This is a genomic window from Nocardia concava NBRC 100430, from assembly GCF_000308815.1.
GTDB lineage: Bacteria > Actinomycetota > Actinomycetes > Mycobacteriales > Mycobacteriaceae > Nocardia > Nocardia concava.
In genome coordinates, this window is record NZ_BAFX01000049.1 from 1 (window position 1) to 14,503 (window position 14,503).

14 protein-coding genes and 1 pseudogene are annotated in these 14,503 nt (G+C 67.9%); 6 read left to right on the forward strand and 9 right to left on the reverse strand.

Features of this window, described 5'->3' with window-relative positions:
- From ON43_RS09825 to ON43_RS09835, 3 genes are all read right to left on the reverse strand, one after another.
- The coding region (locus tag ON43_RS09825) for an RNA polymerase sigma factor (RefSeq protein ID WP_040806023.1) at positions 1 to 1,382 on the reverse strand (1,382 nt) is incomplete at its 3' end.
- Positions 1,382 to 1,786, reverse strand: a complete 405-nt coding sequence (locus tag ON43_RS09830) for a YciI family protein (protein WP_040806024.1) — start codon at positions 1,784 to 1,786, stop codon at positions 1,382 to 1,384. The genes ON43_RS09825 and ON43_RS09830, both read right to left, overlap by 1 nt.
- Before the next feature lie 105 nt (positions 1,787 to 1,891).
- Positions 1,892 to 3,088 carry an NAD(P)/FAD-dependent oxidoreductase gene (locus tag ON43_RS09835; protein ID WP_040806025.1) on the reverse strand — a complete coding sequence of 399 codons (1,197 nt, stop codon included), beginning with the start codon at positions 3,086 to 3,088 and terminating at the stop codon, positions 1,892 to 1,894.
- Between the two features lie 184 nt (positions 3,089 to 3,272).
- Here ON43_RS09835 and ON43_RS09840 point away from each other — a divergent pair, with 184 nt between their 5' ends.
- Positions 3,273 to 3,920 carry a mycothiol-dependent nitroreductase Rv2466c family protein gene (locus ON43_RS09840; protein ID WP_040806026.1) on the forward strand — a complete coding sequence of 216 codons (648 nt, stop codon included), beginning with the start codon at positions 3,273 to 3,275 and terminating at the stop codon, positions 3,918 to 3,920.
- A gap of 118 nt (positions 3,921 to 4,038) precedes the next feature.
- Here ON43_RS09840 and ON43_RS09845 read toward each other — a convergent pair whose 3' ends face one another.
- Complete coding sequence (locus tag ON43_RS09845; protein ID WP_373283425.1) at positions 4,039 to 4,989, reverse strand: M48 family metallopeptidase; 951 nt, start codon at positions 4,987 to 4,989, stop codon at positions 4,039 to 4,041.
- 396 nt (positions 4,990 to 5,385) lie between these two features.
- On the opposite strand from ON43_RS09845, the pseudogene ON43_RS09850 reads away from it, so the two are divergent.
- From ON43_RS09850 to ON43_RS42335, 3 genes and pseudogenes are all read left to right on the forward strand, one after another.
- Positions 5,386 to 5,844 (forward strand): annotated as a pseudogene (locus tag ON43_RS09850) (ribose-5-phosphate isomerase); the annotation flags it as partial.
- Positions 5,845 to 5,879: 35 nt separating this feature from the next.
- The gene (locus ON43_RS09855; protein WP_040806029.1) at positions 5,880 to 6,692 is read left to right on the forward strand and encodes an Fpg/Nei family DNA glycosylase; all 813 of its coding nucleotides are present in this window, start codon (positions 5,880 to 5,882) and stop codon (positions 6,690 to 6,692) included.
- 129 nt (positions 6,693 to 6,821) lie between these two features.
- Entirely contained in the window at positions 6,822 to 7,280 is a 459-nt protein-coding gene (locus ON43_RS42335) for a hypothetical protein (RefSeq protein ID WP_157513975.1), read from the forward strand.
- Positions 7,281 to 7,824: 544 nt separating this feature from the next.
- Here the strand turns inward: ON43_RS42335 and ON43_RS09865 are convergent.
- The 3 genes from ON43_RS09865 to ON43_RS09875 are packed head-to-tail and all read right to left on the reverse strand — an operon-like array spanning position 7,825 to position 9,387.
- Positions 7,825 to 8,265: an arsenate reductase ArsC gene (locus ON43_RS09865; protein ID WP_040806031.1), complete on the reverse strand. Its 441-nt coding sequence runs from the start codon at positions 8,263 to 8,265 to the stop codon at positions 7,825 to 7,827.
- 16 nt (positions 8,266 to 8,281) lie between these two features.
- Positions 8,282 to 9,019 carry an aquaporin gene (locus tag ON43_RS09870; RefSeq protein ID WP_040806033.1) on the reverse strand — a complete coding sequence of 246 codons (738 nt, stop codon included), beginning with the start codon at positions 9,017 to 9,019 and terminating at the stop codon, positions 8,282 to 8,284.
- Positions 9,016 to 9,387 carry an ArsR/SmtB family transcription factor gene (locus tag ON43_RS09875; RefSeq protein WP_040806034.1) on the reverse strand — a complete coding sequence of 124 codons (372 nt, stop codon included), beginning with the start codon at positions 9,385 to 9,387 and terminating at the stop codon, positions 9,016 to 9,018. The genes ON43_RS09870 and ON43_RS09875 overlap by 4 nt, the downstream gene beginning before the upstream one ends.
- A gap of 115 nt (positions 9,388 to 9,502) precedes the next feature.
- Between ON43_RS09875 and arsM the strand changes: the two genes are divergently transcribed.
- Together arsM and ON43_RS09885 are read left to right on the forward strand one after the other, a co-directional pair.
- The gene (gene arsM, locus ON43_RS09880; RefSeq protein ID WP_040806037.1) at positions 9,503 to 10,309 is read left to right on the forward strand and encodes an arsenite methyltransferase; all 807 of its coding nucleotides are present in this window, start codon (positions 9,503 to 9,505) and stop codon (positions 10,307 to 10,309) included.
- A 286-nt stretch (positions 10,310 to 10,595) separates the two neighbouring features.
- Positions 10,596 to 11,105 carry a hypothetical protein gene (locus ON43_RS09885; protein ID WP_040806039.1) on the forward strand — a complete coding sequence of 170 codons (510 nt, stop codon included), beginning with the start codon at positions 10,596 to 10,598 and terminating at the stop codon, positions 11,103 to 11,105.
- A 71-nt stretch (positions 11,106 to 11,176) separates the two neighbouring features.
- Here ON43_RS09885 and ON43_RS09890 read toward each other — a convergent pair whose 3' ends face one another.
- Complete coding sequence (locus ON43_RS09890; protein WP_083913287.1) at positions 11,177 to 13,072, reverse strand: YhgE/Pip family protein; 1,896 nt, start codon at positions 13,070 to 13,072, stop codon at positions 11,177 to 11,179.
- Between the two features lie 150 nt (positions 13,073 to 13,222).
- Positions 13,223 to 14,500 carry a glycosyltransferase 87 family protein gene (locus tag ON43_RS09895; RefSeq protein WP_083913288.1) on the reverse strand — a complete coding sequence of 426 codons (1,278 nt, stop codon included), beginning with the start codon at positions 14,498 to 14,500 and terminating at the stop codon, positions 13,223 to 13,225.
- Between the last annotated feature and the right edge of the window lie 3 nt (positions 14,501 to 14,503).

The window sequence follows — 14,503 nt, forward strand, 5'->3', positions numbered from 1 at the left end:
CGGGCGGCGGAGGTGTAGGCGGCTATGGCTTCCTCTGGGTCGCCTGCCATTTCGTGGAGGTGGCCTCGGACTGCGTCGAGGCGGTGGTTGCCGGAGAGGGACTCCCCGAGGGTGTCGGTGAGGTCGAGGCCGGCTTGGGGGCCGTGGACCATGGCCAGGGCGACGGCGCGGTTCAGAGTGACCATGGGGTTGGGGGATTGGCGTTCGAGGGCGTTGTACAGCAGCAGGATTCGGGGCCAGTCGGTGTCTTCGGGGCGCAGGGCCTGGGCGTGCAGGGCGGCGATGGCGGCTTGGATCTGGTATTGGCCGATGAGGCCGCTGCGGACCGACGCGGTCGCCAGGCGGACGCCCTCGATGATCATTTCGCGGTCCCAGAGGCTGCGGTCCTGTTCCTCGAGGGGGATCAGCTCGCCGTGTTCGCCGGTGCGGGCCGCGCGGCGGGCCTCGGTGAGCAGCAGCATGGCTAGCAGTCCGGTGACCTCGGGGTTGTCGGGCAGTGCGCGAGACAGGGCGCGGGCCAGGCGAATCGCCTCGGTCGAGAGATCGGCTCGGTGTAGTCGCTCGCCGCCGCTGGTATGGCCCTCGGTGTAGATCAGGTAGAGCACCCGCAGCACATTGTCGAGCCGCGTATCCCATTCCGCCCGATGCCCGTTCGACTCGGCGGGCATGGCGAAGGGCCGCTCCTCGCTCGCCAGCCGCTTCTTGGCGCGCGTGATCCTTTGCGCCATGGTCCTTTCCGGCAGCAGGAAGGCCCGCGCGATCTCCTCGGTGGTGAGCCCGCCGACCGCGCGGAGGGTCAGCGCGATCGCACTCGCGGGCGACAGCGCGGGATGGCAGCACAGGAAGAACAAGGTGAGCGTGTCGTCGCGGTCCGAGCCCACCGAGTCGAGATCGAGCCCACCTGCCGGATCGGCGCCGGCGACGGGGTGGGATTCACCAAGGGCGGAGTTGCCACGGCCGGGAGCGGCGTTGACCGTGGGGCTGGATTCACCATGGGCGGATTCGCCATCACGGCCGGGGCGGGTGTCGCGAAAAACCAGTCGCCCCCAGCTGTCGCCCTCCAGCCGCGCGACCGCCGTGTCCGCAGGATCGAGTGTCGCCCCGCCCAGACGCTCCGGATCGTGGATGGCGTTGGCTTCCTCGCGGTTTCGGCGCGAGATGTCGGCGCGGATGGCGTCGATCATGCGGCGCTGGCCGACGGAGATGAGCCAGGCGCGGGGGTTGTCGGGGAGGCCGTCGGCGGGCCATTGGGTGGCGGCGGCCAGCAGGGCTTCCTGGAGGGCGTCCTCGGCGGCGTCGAAGTCGCCGTAGCGGCGGACGAGCGCGCCGAGGACCTGCGGCGCGAGGTCGCGCAACAGGTCCTCGAGGGTCTGGTCCGGCATCAGAGTTCGGCGGCGGGGGGTGCGCTCATGATCGGGCGGACCTCGATGTACTCGCCGATCGGTTTGCCGCCGGGGCCGGGGGCGGCGGAGGCCTTGGCGGCGATCTCGATGGCGCGTTCGGGCGAATCGACGTCGATGATCCAGTATCCGGCCAGGAATTCCTTGGTCTCGGGGAAGGGACCGTCGGTGACCACCGGCGCGGAACGGCCGTCGGACATGACGATTCGGGCCTGGCCCGGGTCGGCGAGGCCCTGGGCGTCGACGAGTTCGCCGGACTTGGCCAGTTCCTCGCCGAGGGTGCGCTGGAAGTCGATGTGCGCCTGGATCTCCTCGGGTTCCCAGTCGCCGAGGAAGGTGTCGCAGTAGGCGGCGGGGGAGTAGGTCTTGATCAGGATGTACTTCACGGTCGGCTCCTTCGGTGGTGTGCGCCCGGGCGGCGCTCTCATCAACGGGTCGGAGCCACGCACGCCATTGCGACGTACCCTTCACTCCGGGTCAGGTGACGGTTGTCACAGGTCCTCGGGATCCACGGCCTCGCCGCCGAGGATCAGCTGCTTGATCTTGTCCGTCACATCCCACACGTTCACGTTCATTCCGGCCAGCACCCGGTTGCCGGAATCGAGCCAGTACGCGACGAACTCGCGCTTGCCGAGATCGCCGCGCACCACCACGTGCGCGTGCTGCTTGGGTCCGACGTAGCCGGTGTACTCCATGCCGAGGTCGTACTGATCGGTGAAGAAGTAGGGCAGCCGGTCGTACACGGCTGGTTTCCCGAGCATGGTCAGCGCCGCCACCGCGGGCTGGTTCAGCGCGTTCGCCCAGTGCTCCACCCGGATTCGCTGCCCCAGCACGGGATGCTGCTGATCGGCGATATCGCCGACGGCGACGATGTCGGGGTCGCTGGTGGCCAGGCTCTCGTCGACGAGGACGCCGCCGCCCACGGCCAGCCCGGCGTCGGCGGCCAGTTCGATATTGGGCCGCGCGCCCACCGCCATCAGGACCGCGTCGGCCTCGATGACGGTGCCGTCGTCGAGCCGCACGCCGGTGGCCTTGCCGCCCGAGGTGGTGATCTCGCCTACCTTCACCCCGAGCCGCAGATCGACACCGTGGTCGCGATGCAGCTGGGCGAACACCTCACCCATCTCTGTGCCCAGCGCGGCCTGCAACGGTACCGATTCCGTCTCCAGCACAGTCACTTCCACGCCCGCCGCCCGCGCCGCCGCGGTCACCTCGAGCCCGATCCATCCAGCCCCGATGACAGCCAGCCGACGCGCGGTGCCGAACAGTGCGAGCAGGGCGTCGGAATCCTCGATGGTGCGCAGCACATGCACGCCCTCGGCGTCCGCGCCCGGCATGCGCAGCAGTCGCGGCCGGGATCCGGTGGCCAGCGCCAGCTTGTCATAGGGCAGCGTCGTACCGTCCGGCAGCGCAACGGTTTTCGTGGCGCGGTCCACGGCGGTGACGGTGGTGCCCGGCATCACCTCGATATGGTGGTCGCGATACCACTGCGCGGGATCGACGGTGAAGTCCACCAGCGCCTTCTTACCCAGCAGATGCTCCTTGGACAGCGGCGGCCGCTCGTACGGCAGGTGGTCCTCCGTGCCGATGAACGTCACGGTTCCGTCGAAGTCATTGGCGCGCAAGGCTTCCGCGAGCTTGGCCGCGGCCAGCCCGCCTCCCGCGATGACGAACCTGGATGTGGTCATGCCGAAACCTCCCTGCTCGCGCGGTCGGGTCCGCCCACCGGGACGTGATCTCCCGACGAGGCCGATATTCCGACCCTAGACCCGGCCGAGTCGGGCGGAGCGGAAATATCGGCAACAATCCGAGTTGTTGCGCATGGGGGACGGCCCTGCCCCCGGCCGCCGAGAACTGCGAAAGGACTTCCCTGTGAGCGACACCAAGAAGGACCGGGTCGATTTCTGGTTCGACCCGCTGTGCCCGTGGTGCTGGATCACCTCCCGCTGGATCCTCGAGGTCGAGCAGGTCCGCGATATCGAAGCGCACTTCCACGTGATGAGCCTGTCGGTCCTCAACGAGGGCCGCGAGGGTCTGCCCCCGCAGTACGAAGAGCTGCTCGCCACCGGTTGGGGCCCGGTCCGGGTCGCCATCGCCGCGGCGGCCGAGCACGGCGACAAGGTGCTGCTGCCGCTGTACACCGCCATGGGCACCCGGCTGCACAACCGCCGCGCCGACTACGAGCGCGAGGACGGCTCGCGCGCCGAGCTGCTCGCGCAGGTCATCGCCGAATCGCTGGCCGAGGTGGGGCTGCCCGCCGAGCTGGCCGCGGCCGCGCAGAGCACCGACTTCGACGAGGCGCTGAAGGCGTCGCACCACGCGGGCATGGACAAGGTCGGGCCGGATGTCGGCACGCCGACCATCCACATCAACGACACCGCGTTCTTCGGGCCGGTGCTCTCGCGGATCCCGCGCGGCGAGGAGGCGGGCAAGGTGTGGGACGGCGCGGTCGCGCTGGCGTCCTACCCGCACTTCTTCGAGCTCAAGCGGACTCGCACCGAGGATCCGGTCTTCGACTGAGGCTCCCCCGCCTCCCCGGGACTTCAGCGCACGGCTCCGGTGCCGCCCCGAGCTTCGAACAGCAATCGGGCGGGGTCCGTAGGAACGGACCCCGCCCGATTGTCGTCGGCGCGAAATCTCAGTTCGGGCCGCGGTACTCCTGATACGTCGTGCCGTCGTACCCCGGTGGATTGCCGTAGGGCTGGGGCGCACTGCCGTATGCCTGGGGGACGCCGTATCCGGCGGGCGGCTGGTAACCGCCGTACGGCTGGGCCGCGATCGGCGGGGCGGGCGGGGCGGAGGGCCGCCAGAACAGCTTGCCGTGCCGACTGCGGTCGCGCAGCGCCCACATGCGCCAGGTCAGCACCGGATGGCTGGCCATGGCGTTCACGATCCAGACGAAGAAGCCCTTCTCCTGGGCGGCGCGATCGGCCATCTCGTCGAAACCGACCAGATTGTTCAGGTATTTGCCCGCGCCGATGGTCTGCATCGCCCCGGGTGCGCCCTGCGGGCGGTTGCAGAAGCCGTGATTGTCGGCCGTGTACTCCTGGGAGCGGATCAGCGAGCTGCCCAGGATCGGCACGTACGAGCCCGCGAACATGCCGAGCTGCCGCCAGTACGAGACGTGTCCGGCCGCGATATGCCCGACCTCGTGGCCGATGATGAACGCCAGCGCGTCGGGATTGCGTGCCGCGCCGCCGATTTCGAACAGGTCGCTGTAGACGACCACGAACCGGCGGAAGCCGTGGCCGGAGGCGAAGGCATTGATCTGGCCATTGCCGAGCACCACATAGGCGTCGGGGACCTTGGTCATGCCGAACCGGGCCGCGGCCTCCTGGACCATGCGATAGCCCTCGGGGAACTGCGTGGGCGACATCTTCACACCGTTGACGCGCTGGGTCGCGTAGGTCATACCGCGGATGAGGTAGACCACCAGTGGCGCGGACACCAGGATCAGCGTGATCTGGCCGGCATTGCCGGTCAACAGCAACAGCAGGGCGAACAGGTACGCGATCACCGTGGTGATCACGACGATCACCAGCAGCGGGATCTCCCAGTTGTGCCGCGCGGGCATCCCGTACGGGGACAGGCCGCGGGTCTGCTGCACGATCGGCGGCGGGGGCGGCGAATACGCTTGCTGCGGAGCCCAACCCGGCGGGCCCAGGCGCGGATCCCAGCCGCCCGCGCCATTGATCGGAGCCGGATGGCTGCCGGTGGGAGGCTGTGCGGGCGGGCCACCGACGGGGGGATAGCTCCCGGTGGACGGCTGCCCCGGCGGGCCGCCGGCCGGTTGCCCCCCGTAGGCGTTCGGCGGTGGTGAATTGTCGTCGGACGTCATGCCTGGATAGTACGTTTCACCGGTGTCCGCGGTTCGGCGTCGTCGCGGGGTCGTTCGAGGGCTCGCCGAGACGTGGCTCACGGTCCGCGCTCCCGGGTGAGAGCCCCCTTTCCGATCGCGCGCGGACGTCCTGACAGAATCGCTGCCATGCGCGTATACCTGGGTGCCGACCATGCCGGCTTCGAACTGAAGAACCACGTCAAGGCTCACCTGGAGGGCCAGGGCCACGAGGTCGTCGACTGCGGCGCGCTGGAATACGACGCCCTCGACGACTACCCGGCCTTCTGCATCGAGGCCGCCCGCCGCGTCGTCGCCGACCCGGGTTCGCTGGGCTTCGTGTTCGGCGGTTCCGGCAATGGCGAGCAGATCGCCGCCAACAAGGTGCCCGGCGCCCGCTGCGCCCTCGGCTGGAGCGTGGAGACCGCCCAGCTCGCGCGCCAGCACAACAACGCGCAGCTGCTCGGCATCGGCGGCCGCATGCACACCACGTCCGAGGCGCTCGCCATCGTCGACGCCTTCATGACCACCGCGTGGTCGGACGAGGAGCGCCACCAGCGCCGCATCGACATCCTCGCCGAGTACGAGAAGACCGGCGTCCCCCCGGCCTCCCGAACTGACCTGTGCCCGAAGGCAACTGACTCGTGCCCGAAGGCCATACGCTGCACCGCCTGGCGAAGCTGCACCACAAGCGCTTCGCCGGCGGTCAGGTCTCCGTCTCCAGCCCCCAGGGCCGATTCGCCGACGGCGCGGCCCTGATCCACGGCCGCGTCCTCACCCGCGCCGAGGCTTACGGCAAACACCTGCTCCACCACTATGATTCGGGCGTCACCCTGCACGTCCACCTGGGCCTGTACGGCAAATTCACCGAATCCCCGGTCCCCATGGACGATCCCGTCGGCGAGGTCCGCATGCGCCTCATCGGCGGCGGCCGCAACGGCGAACTCCACGGCACCGACCTCCGCGGCCCCGCCGCCTGCGAAATCCTCACCGACCCCGAAGTCGACGCCCTCACATCCCGATTGGGCCCCGACCCCCTCCGCCGCGACGCCGACCCCGACCGCGCCTGGCACCGCATCAGCCGCTCGTCGCGCCCCATCGGGGCACTGCTCATGGACCAGAAGGTTCTCGCCGGAGTCGGCAACGTTTATCGAGCGGAAGTTCTCTTCCGCCACAACATCTCGCCCTACCGCCCCGGAAAGTCCCTGACCCGCAGTGAGTGGGACGCGATGTGGCTGGACCTAGTCGAGCTGATGAAGGTCGGCGTCCGCCGAGGCCTGATGCACGTAGTCCGCCCCGAACACGACCACGGCGCACCGTCATACGCGGCAGACCGCCCCCGCACCTACGTCTACCGCCGACTCGGCGACCCCTGCCGCCTCTGCGGCACCACGGTCGTCCACGCGGTCATGGACGCCCGAAACCTCTTCTGGTGCCCCACCTGTCAGCCGGGCTGATATCCGACCCGACGCTCGGGGATTATCGAATGACAATCCGGTGTTGATCACCAGATCTCAGACTGGCCGTGCCCGCGCTGTTAAGGAAGATGCAAGGGTGCGACAAGCGGCAGAGGTTTATTTGGGGATATGAGCAGCACAGCTTCACGAATTATCATGGGCCTCGCAGTGGTGGCCTGCGCCACGCTTTCCATCGCCGCTTGCACTCCCGAAGAGAATACGCCGGCCGGTTCCGCCACATCCGCGAAAGCCGGTAATCCGACCACAACCGCCGAGGCGGCCGCCGGCGCGCCGCAGTTGATCGACTGCATCACACACAACCCGGTCACTCGCCCGGACAACCTGATCGTCGCCTGCGGTGACTCCGGTGTCAGACTGCAGGGGATCACATGGAAATCGTGGGGTTCCAATACCGCGGAAGGCGACGGCACCGGCTTCTTCAAGCAGTACCAGAAATCGGGTCCTGCGAAAATCGTGACGAAAGACAGCCACATCGTGTTGTCGGATCCGGTCAGCGGTTATTTCACCAAGGTGGTCGTCACTGATTCCGATGGACAATCCACAACTTGGCCATTTTCGCACAAGTAGGGATGACATGGTGACGCCCATTGAATTCATGTCGACGATTTGGCTGAGGAGAGCGCGAGTCGGCTTATTGCTAGTGCTCACGCTCCTCGCTGGTTGCGCTCGGTATCGAGTACGCGACGGCGGAATGTTGCAGCTGGCGGACTTCTCCTCGGACGGGCGTGAAGTCCTTTGCGTCATCTCGAGAAACGACAGCGAGCGTGATCAGTACTCGGTAACGTGCACGGTCCCACAGGCCACATATGCGGTTGCGGACTCTGCGGGCTGCTCGAACCCGACCGAGGCTGCTGCGGTTGGAGAGGCCGGATCTCACTCGGTCACTTTGAGCGGCAACGCGACGACGGGGTTCAGTCTTTGCCATGGCAGCCGGAATCGGCCTGATGCCACCGGCTATGCCGCTCTGGCCAGTGGCGCGGCGACGAGAGTCGGGACAGTGACCTGCAACGGCCTGCATGCTGGATTGCGTTGCACCGCAGGCGATCACTGGTTCGAACTCTACCGTGATTCGTACCGGGTCGGATAACCTGCGCGCGTGCAGCGATGGCGTTTACGCGCGGTTGCCGGGGGTCTGACGATCACTGCTCCCCGATAATAGCTCACAGACGAGTCTTTCTGCCCGGGCGCGGATCTCGTCGCGGATGAGCCGGACGGTGGCGAGGCTCTCGCCCGCGGGATCGGCGAGCGTCCAGTCTCGGTAGTCGACGCCGGGGAAGTAGGGGCAGGTGTCGCCGCAGCCCATGGTGATTACGACGGTGGAGGATTCGACGGTGTCGGGGGTGAGGATTTTCGGGGTTTGGGCGGTGATGTCGATGCCTAGCTCGCGCATCGCTTCGACGGCGGCGGGGTTGAGGGTGGCGGCGGGGGCTGTTCCGGCGGAGCGGACTTCGATGCGGTCGCCCGCGAGGTGGGTCAGGAAGGCTTGGGCCATTTGGGAGCGGCCGGCGTTGTGGACGCAGACGAAGAGGACGCTCGGTTTGGGGGATGTCATTGCGGGCGTCGGCCTTTCAGTCCTGAGTCTGGGGGTGGGGGACCACGACGTTGTCGGCTGACGTGGGTGCGGCGGGGTAGATGATCGCGATGAGGGCGAGGCCGATCAGGGCGCCGAGGAACTGGGCGATGATGAAGCCGGGTGCTGAGGTGGGGGCGATGCCGGCGAAGGTGTCGGTGAAAATGCGGCCAATGGTGACGGCCGGGTTGGCGAAACTTGTTGAGCTGGTGAACCAGTAGGCCGCGCCGATCCAGGCGGCCACGACCGCCGGTGCCAGGGTGGTGCGGCCGGTGCGGGCGAGGGCGAAGATGAGTGCGATCAAGCCTGCGGTGGCGACGATTTCGCCGACCAGGTGTCCGGAGTCGACGCGGTGGTGGGTCGAGATCTGGGCGGCGGGCAGGTTGAACATGATGTTGGCGAGCACGGCGCCCGCGATCGCGCCGAAGGTCTGTGCCGCGATGTAGGCGACGGCCTCGGGGCCGGTCAGGCCGGTGTTGCCGCGGCGGCCCGCGAGCCAATCGGCCAGGGAGACAGCGGGATTGAAATGGGCGCCGGAGACCGGTCCGAACAGCACGATGAGCACGGCCAGGCCGAGAACGGTGGCGGTCGAATTCTCCAGCAGCTGCAGGCCGACATCGTGGGGTGAGAGCTGTTGGGCGGCAATTCCGGAACCGACGACGACGGCGACCAGCGCGGCGGTGCCCACTGCTTCGGCCGCCACACGCCGGGCCAGGGCCGGAACGGCGGCGCTCATGCCGAGGTGACCGTCACGCCGACGGGAACCAAGACATCGGAGAGTCGTTGCAGCGCTTCGGAAACGACCCGGTAGTACACCCAGGTTCCGCGTCGCTCGGAGGTCAGCAGCCCGGCCTCCCGCAGCACCTTCAGGTGGTGGGAGATGGTCGGCTGCGACAGGTCGAAGGCCGGGGTCAGCTCGCAGACGCAGACCTCCTCGCCGCCCGCGGCCGCGATCAGTGACAGCAGCCGCAGCCGGACCGGGTCGCCCAGCGCCTTGAAGGTGGCCGCGAGTGCGGTGGCCGTCTCGGCATCGAGCCGTGAGGACAGCGTGGTGTTGCAGCAGCCCGAGGGGGAGGCGATCACCGGTAGATCCTGTTTCGACACACGTCAATATTGACAGATGTCTAATCAAGACGCCAGACTTGTATCGATAGTCATCAATACAACCCGGTAGGGGAAGTGATTCACCGGTTCCGGGATTCCGAGAGGGAGTGGTCCCATGTCAGAGCAGGGCAACGAGCTGCGCGAGACGGTGCGTGAGCGGTACGCCGCGGCCGCGGTGGCGGTGGCGGGTGGTGGTACCGCCGAGGACTGCTGCGGTGGCAGCGACTGTTGCGCGACCGGCGCGATCGATATCGACGAGAACTTCGGCGCGAGCCTGTACGGGGCCGCCGACCGCGAACAGCTGCCGATCCAGGCCGTGGCGGCCTCGCTGGGCTGCGGGAACCCGACCGCGGTCGCGGACCTGCGCGAAGGCGACACCGTTCTCGACCTCGGTTCCGGCGGCGGCATCGACGTGCTGCTGTCCGCCCGCCGCGTCGGAGCGACCGGTAAGGCGTACGGCGTCGACATGACCGACGAAATGCTCGCCCTCGCCCGTGAGAACGCGGCCAAGGCCGGGGTCGCCAACGTCGAGTTCCTGAAGGGCGAGATCGAATCGATTCCACTGCCCGACAACACAATCGACGTCGTGATCTCCAACTGCGTGATCAACCTGTCGACCGACAAGCCCGCCGTGTTCGCCGAAATGGCCCGCGTCCTGACCCCCGGCGGTCGCATCGGAATCACCGACGTGGTCGCCGCCGACGCCCTCTCACCCGCCGAACGCGCCGAACGCGGCGACTACGTCGGCTGCATCGCGGGCGCGCTGTCCTTCACCGAGTACCGAAACCACCTGGAGGCGGCCGGATTCGGCGAAATCGAGATCGAGCCCACCCACGCGGTCGCCGACGGCATGCACTCCGCCATCATCAAGGCGGTCAAACCCGCCGCACGCTCCTGCTGCGGACCCGACTGCTGTTCATGACAATCCGCGTGTGAAATGGATCTGACTGCCTGGATAAGCCTCTGGTGGACAACATCTCGGTGTACATACCGCGAATTTTGTTCCCGGTGATCCATATTCGCGCCGCGAGCGTGACCCTCGGGCTAAATTGGTCGAACGTCCAGGTGATCTCTGGTGGCCTGAGCCTCCATTGATTCGAGAGGGGGCCCTGTGACACTTCGGATTACACCCGGTCAGTGGTTCGGGCGGCCATCGGTGATCGCCGGTACGGGAACATCGGCTTGAACCACATGAGAGCAGCTTGTCCATGCGATACACCCTTCTGATCACCGCTTCCCTCGGCATCGCCCTCGCCGTCGGGGCCGGGCCCGCCGCCGCCGAACCGCTCACGGTGGAAGCCCCGAGCGAGACTCCGGTCGCCGCCCCGGCCCTGCCGCCGGGCCAGGCCTGCCTGCAGAATCTCCTCAGCGGCTGGGCCAAATCGGCCGCCACCGGCTCGGTCACCGGCTCCGCGACCGGCTTCCTCGCCGGATCCTCCGGTGGACCCGAGGCCGGTTCTGCCGCCGGGCTGGCCGGCGGTATTCTCAGCGCCCTGACCAGCGGTTCCGGCGGTGGGCTCGCCTCCTGCGGTCTCGCCGAGCTGGGCAATGACGCTCCCGACGGCTTCACCGGATCGACCAGCGGGCCGGGCCGCGGCTACCTGACCGGCTCCGCCAGCGGCTCCGCGGCCGGATCGAGTGACGGCCTGCCGAGCGCGGTGATCAGGAGCGTGCTCTCGGGGCTGTTCGGCGCGGCGACCAGCGGCTCGAGCCAATAGGCCGCGCTGTTCACCGACGGCTTACCCATGAGCCCGGGCCTTCGGGTCCGGGCTCATCTCTCGTGACGGAATCAGCTCGGTAGCGCGAAATCTGTTCTGGTGTCCGGCTTCTCGGAGACGGTGAATGCGCCGCCGGTGCGGTTGGTGGTTCGTAGGTAGCGGACGCCGATCATGGTGGCGAGGGCTAGGACGGCCATCAGGAGCAGGGTGAGGATCGAGACCCAGAACATGGTGTCGTAGAGGGAGATGTCGGCTCGGATGATCGCGCGGCGGGCGAAGGTCATCGGGGCGATGTCCTTGAAGGGTTGGAACGGCAGGGGAGTGGTGCCTGCGGGGAAGACGCCGCCGAAGGCGAAGGTTTGGAACATGAAGAAGGCGAAGGCGGCTATCGAGCCTGCTACGCGGCCGAAGAGGACTACGAACAGTTGGGCGGTGACCACCGCTGAGATGCCCACCAGCACAATGACAGCGGCCATGGCCGGCCAGTTCTGGGGCGACCAGCCGATCGACCAGGCGTAGACGGCGGCGGCCGCGGCCAGCGCGATGCCGCACGGGCCGCCGACGATCACGCCGCACAGGACGGGGCGGGCGGCGCGCCGCCAGGGGCTGCCGGCCGACTGGCCGCGCAAGGGGCTCAACAGCATCCACAGCACGATGGTGGCGAGGAACGAGCCCATGACCACGATGATCGGGCCCGCGCCGCCCGCGAGGGCCTTGTGGGCGCGGTCGCCGTCGTGGACCACCTGGCTGGGTTCCTGGTTGCGGATGTCCATGGTGACGGGCTGGGCGAACATGTCGGCCGAGGCGTCGGTGTCGGCGATGTGCGGTGCGGCGGCGGCACCGTCGCGCAGACCGGTGTCGAGCTGGCCCGCGCCGTCGCCGAGTTGGCTGACGCCCGTACCGATTTCGCGGCTGCCGTCGACCAGCTGTTGCAGGCCGGTCGACAGTTCGCCGGCGCCGCTGTCGAGTTGTGCCGCGCCGTCGCGCAATTGGTTGCCGCCGTCGGCGAGGGCGAGCACTCCGGCCCGGTAGTCGGCCTTGGGATCGGTGAGCTGGCGGGCCAATTCCCGAGTGCCGTCACGCAATTGGGTCAGCTGGCCGATGATCGAGTCGGGATCGGAGGCCGACTGGCCGGTGGGATCCAGTGTGGCCAGCAGCGGCGTCAGCACCTGGTCGAGGCCGTCGCGGATCTGTGCCGCGCCGGTGCCCAGCTGATCGGTGCCGGTGACCAGCTGGTTCGCGCCGTCGGCGAGTTGCGCGGTGCCCGTGTGGAGTTGGCCCGCACCCGTGCTGAGCTGGGCCGCGCCCGTGGCCGCCTGGCCCAGCCCGGTCGAGAACTGGCCGAAGCCGTCGGACAGCTGAGTGGTGCCCTGCGCGAGCTGCGTCGCGCCCTGGGCGGCGTCGCCGAGTCCGGAGCCGAGGCTGTTCACGCCCACGAGAATCTGTGCGGCGTACTGCTTCCCGATGGTGGTCGCGATCTTGGTCTGCGCCTCCGCCACCACGCTGTTGGCGACGGCCGGTCCGAGGGTGCCGTTGAAGTCGTTGTACCAGACCGCGATTCGCGCCGGATGCGGCTTCGGATCGGTCACGCTCAGCACATTGCGGGTGAAATCCGCCGGGATGACGACCGAGAAGGCGTACCGGCTCTCCCGCAGCCCGCGCACCGCCTCGGCGCTGTCGACGCGATGGAACTGCAGATCGCCGCTGGAAACCAGATTATCGAGGATCTCCGCACCCATGTTCTGGGCCTTGCCATCACTGACAGCGCCGACATCCTCGGTGGCCACCGCGACGGGTATGTGCTTCAGATACAGCTCCGGATCCCACATGATCCACATGTAGACCGCGGACGCGAGCGTCGGCACCACCAGCACCAGAACGAGCAGGGCGCGTGCCCATCTCGAGGCCGGTGCCGCCCGCAGCACTCTGCCGACATGGTCTCGAAGGGATTTCGAAGTGGCTGCCATGACGGGTCCTCGCAAGTCTGAGCCGCTGATGTTTCGCAACAAGGTACCTGGTCATGCGTCCAACTGCAGTGCATCGCGAAAAACCACGCGAAATCAGCTCATGGCAATCAAACGGCAACCGGTGGGGCTGCCGTCAGCGGCGTCCCTTTGTCAGCCGACGGTCTGGCGGGTGCGCAGCCGGATCAACCGGGCCAAGCCGACGACCAGAAGGACGACTGTGGCGATGATGTAGATGTCACCCGGGATGTGCTGCCACCACGCCCAATTGAGCTCCCGATGCTTGCCGTTGGGCACCAGACCCGGACCGATCAGAAAGAACAGAGCGAAGACGGCGATCGCGGTGTACGGCGCGAACCGCGGATTCGAGGTGGTCCACGCGACCGCGGTGACCAGCGCCGGGGCGACCCAGACCCAATGGTGAGTCCACGACACCGGCGAGATCAGCAGCAACACCGCGGCATTCACGAGCAATGCGGTGACGGACAGGATCGTCACCGGCGTGGGTCCGGAAATGTTCTCCCGCCGCGCGTTCGACTGCTCGACACCGACCAGGTGATGCATCAGGGCCGCGCCCGCGCACACCGCCGCGAGAGCCAGGCTCAGCCAGACCGCGGTGGCAGCCGAATGTGGGACGCCCAGACGGAAGACCATCCCTTTGAGCGACTGGTTGCCCACGTAATCGGGCGAGCCGATCCGGTTGGTGTCGGTGATCGCGTGCAGCCAGTAGTCGCGGGACTCCTTGGGGAACACCAGGAATCCGCCGCCGATCACCGCCGCGGCGGTCGCGGCCGCAGTCCCCGCGGCCTTCCAATCGCGGCGAATCAGGAAGTACAGCACGAACGCCGCCGGGGTCAGCTTGGTCACCGCGGCCACGCCGATCAGCAAGCCGCGGGGCCACTTCGGCTTCACGGTCAGACAGTCGAGCGCGACCGCGGCCATCAGCACCAGATTGATCTGCCCGAACCACAGCGTGGTCCGCACGGGCTCGATGGCCAGCGCAACCACGACCGCGCCCACACTCAACGTGATCTTGGTGCGCGGATCCAGATCCGGCCGCACCCGCGACAGCACCAGCCAGATCGTCACCCCCAGGCAGGCGAGCGAGCTTGCGGTGACCAGGAATTCGGCCAGCCACAGCGGCACCACCGCCAACGGGATCATGAGCACCGCAGCGGACGGGGGGTAGGTGAACGGCAGATCGGTATGCCCGGCCACCGGCAGCGTCGGGCCGTAGAGCGTGCCGGTTTCCAGCCAGCCCTTGGTGTCGACGCGGTAGACCTGCAGATCGAGGAAGCCGTGCATGGCCGAGAACAGCGCCGTGATGGCCACGGCCAGCAGTAGGCCGATCAAGATCGGAATGCGGGGTATGCCACCGTCTGTCTTCAGATTGCGCAGCAAGCCTCGCTGCCCCGCCCGCGTCGTGATCATCGG

Bases quoted from the DNA above. Each gene is read 5' to 3' on its own strand.
- ON43_RS09870 (WP_040806033.1), bottom strand. From the start codon at position 9,019: ATGAGCGCCGCCGTTCCGGCCCTGGCCCGGCGTGTGGCGGCCGAAGCA.
- ON43_RS09865 (WP_040806031.1), bottom strand. From the start codon at position 8,265: ATGACATCCCCCAAACCGAGCGTCCTCTTCGTCTGCGTCCACAACGCC.
- ON43_RS09835 (WP_040806025.1), bottom strand. From the start codon at position 3,088: ATGACCACATCCAGGTTCGTCATCGCGGGAGGCGGGCTGGCCGCGGCC.
- ON43_RS09890 (WP_083913287.1), bottom strand. From the start codon at position 13,072: ATGGCAGCCACTTCGAAATCCCTTCGAGACCATGTCGGCAGAGTGCTG.
- ON43_RS09895 (WP_083913288.1), bottom strand. From the start codon at position 14,500: ATGATCACGACGCGGGCGGGGCAGCGAGGCTTGCTGCGCAATCTGAAG.
- ON43_RS09885 (WP_040806039.1), top strand. From the start codon at position 10,596: ATGCGATACACCCTTCTGATCACCGCTTCCCTCGGCATCGCCCTCGCC.
- ON43_RS42335 (WP_157513975.1), top strand. From the start codon at position 6,822: ATGAGCAGCACAGCTTCACGAATTATCATGGGCCTCGCAGTGGTGGCC.
- arsM (WP_040806037.1), top strand. From the start codon at position 9,503: ATGTCAGAGCAGGGCAACGAGCTGCGCGAGACGGTGCGTGAGCGGTAC.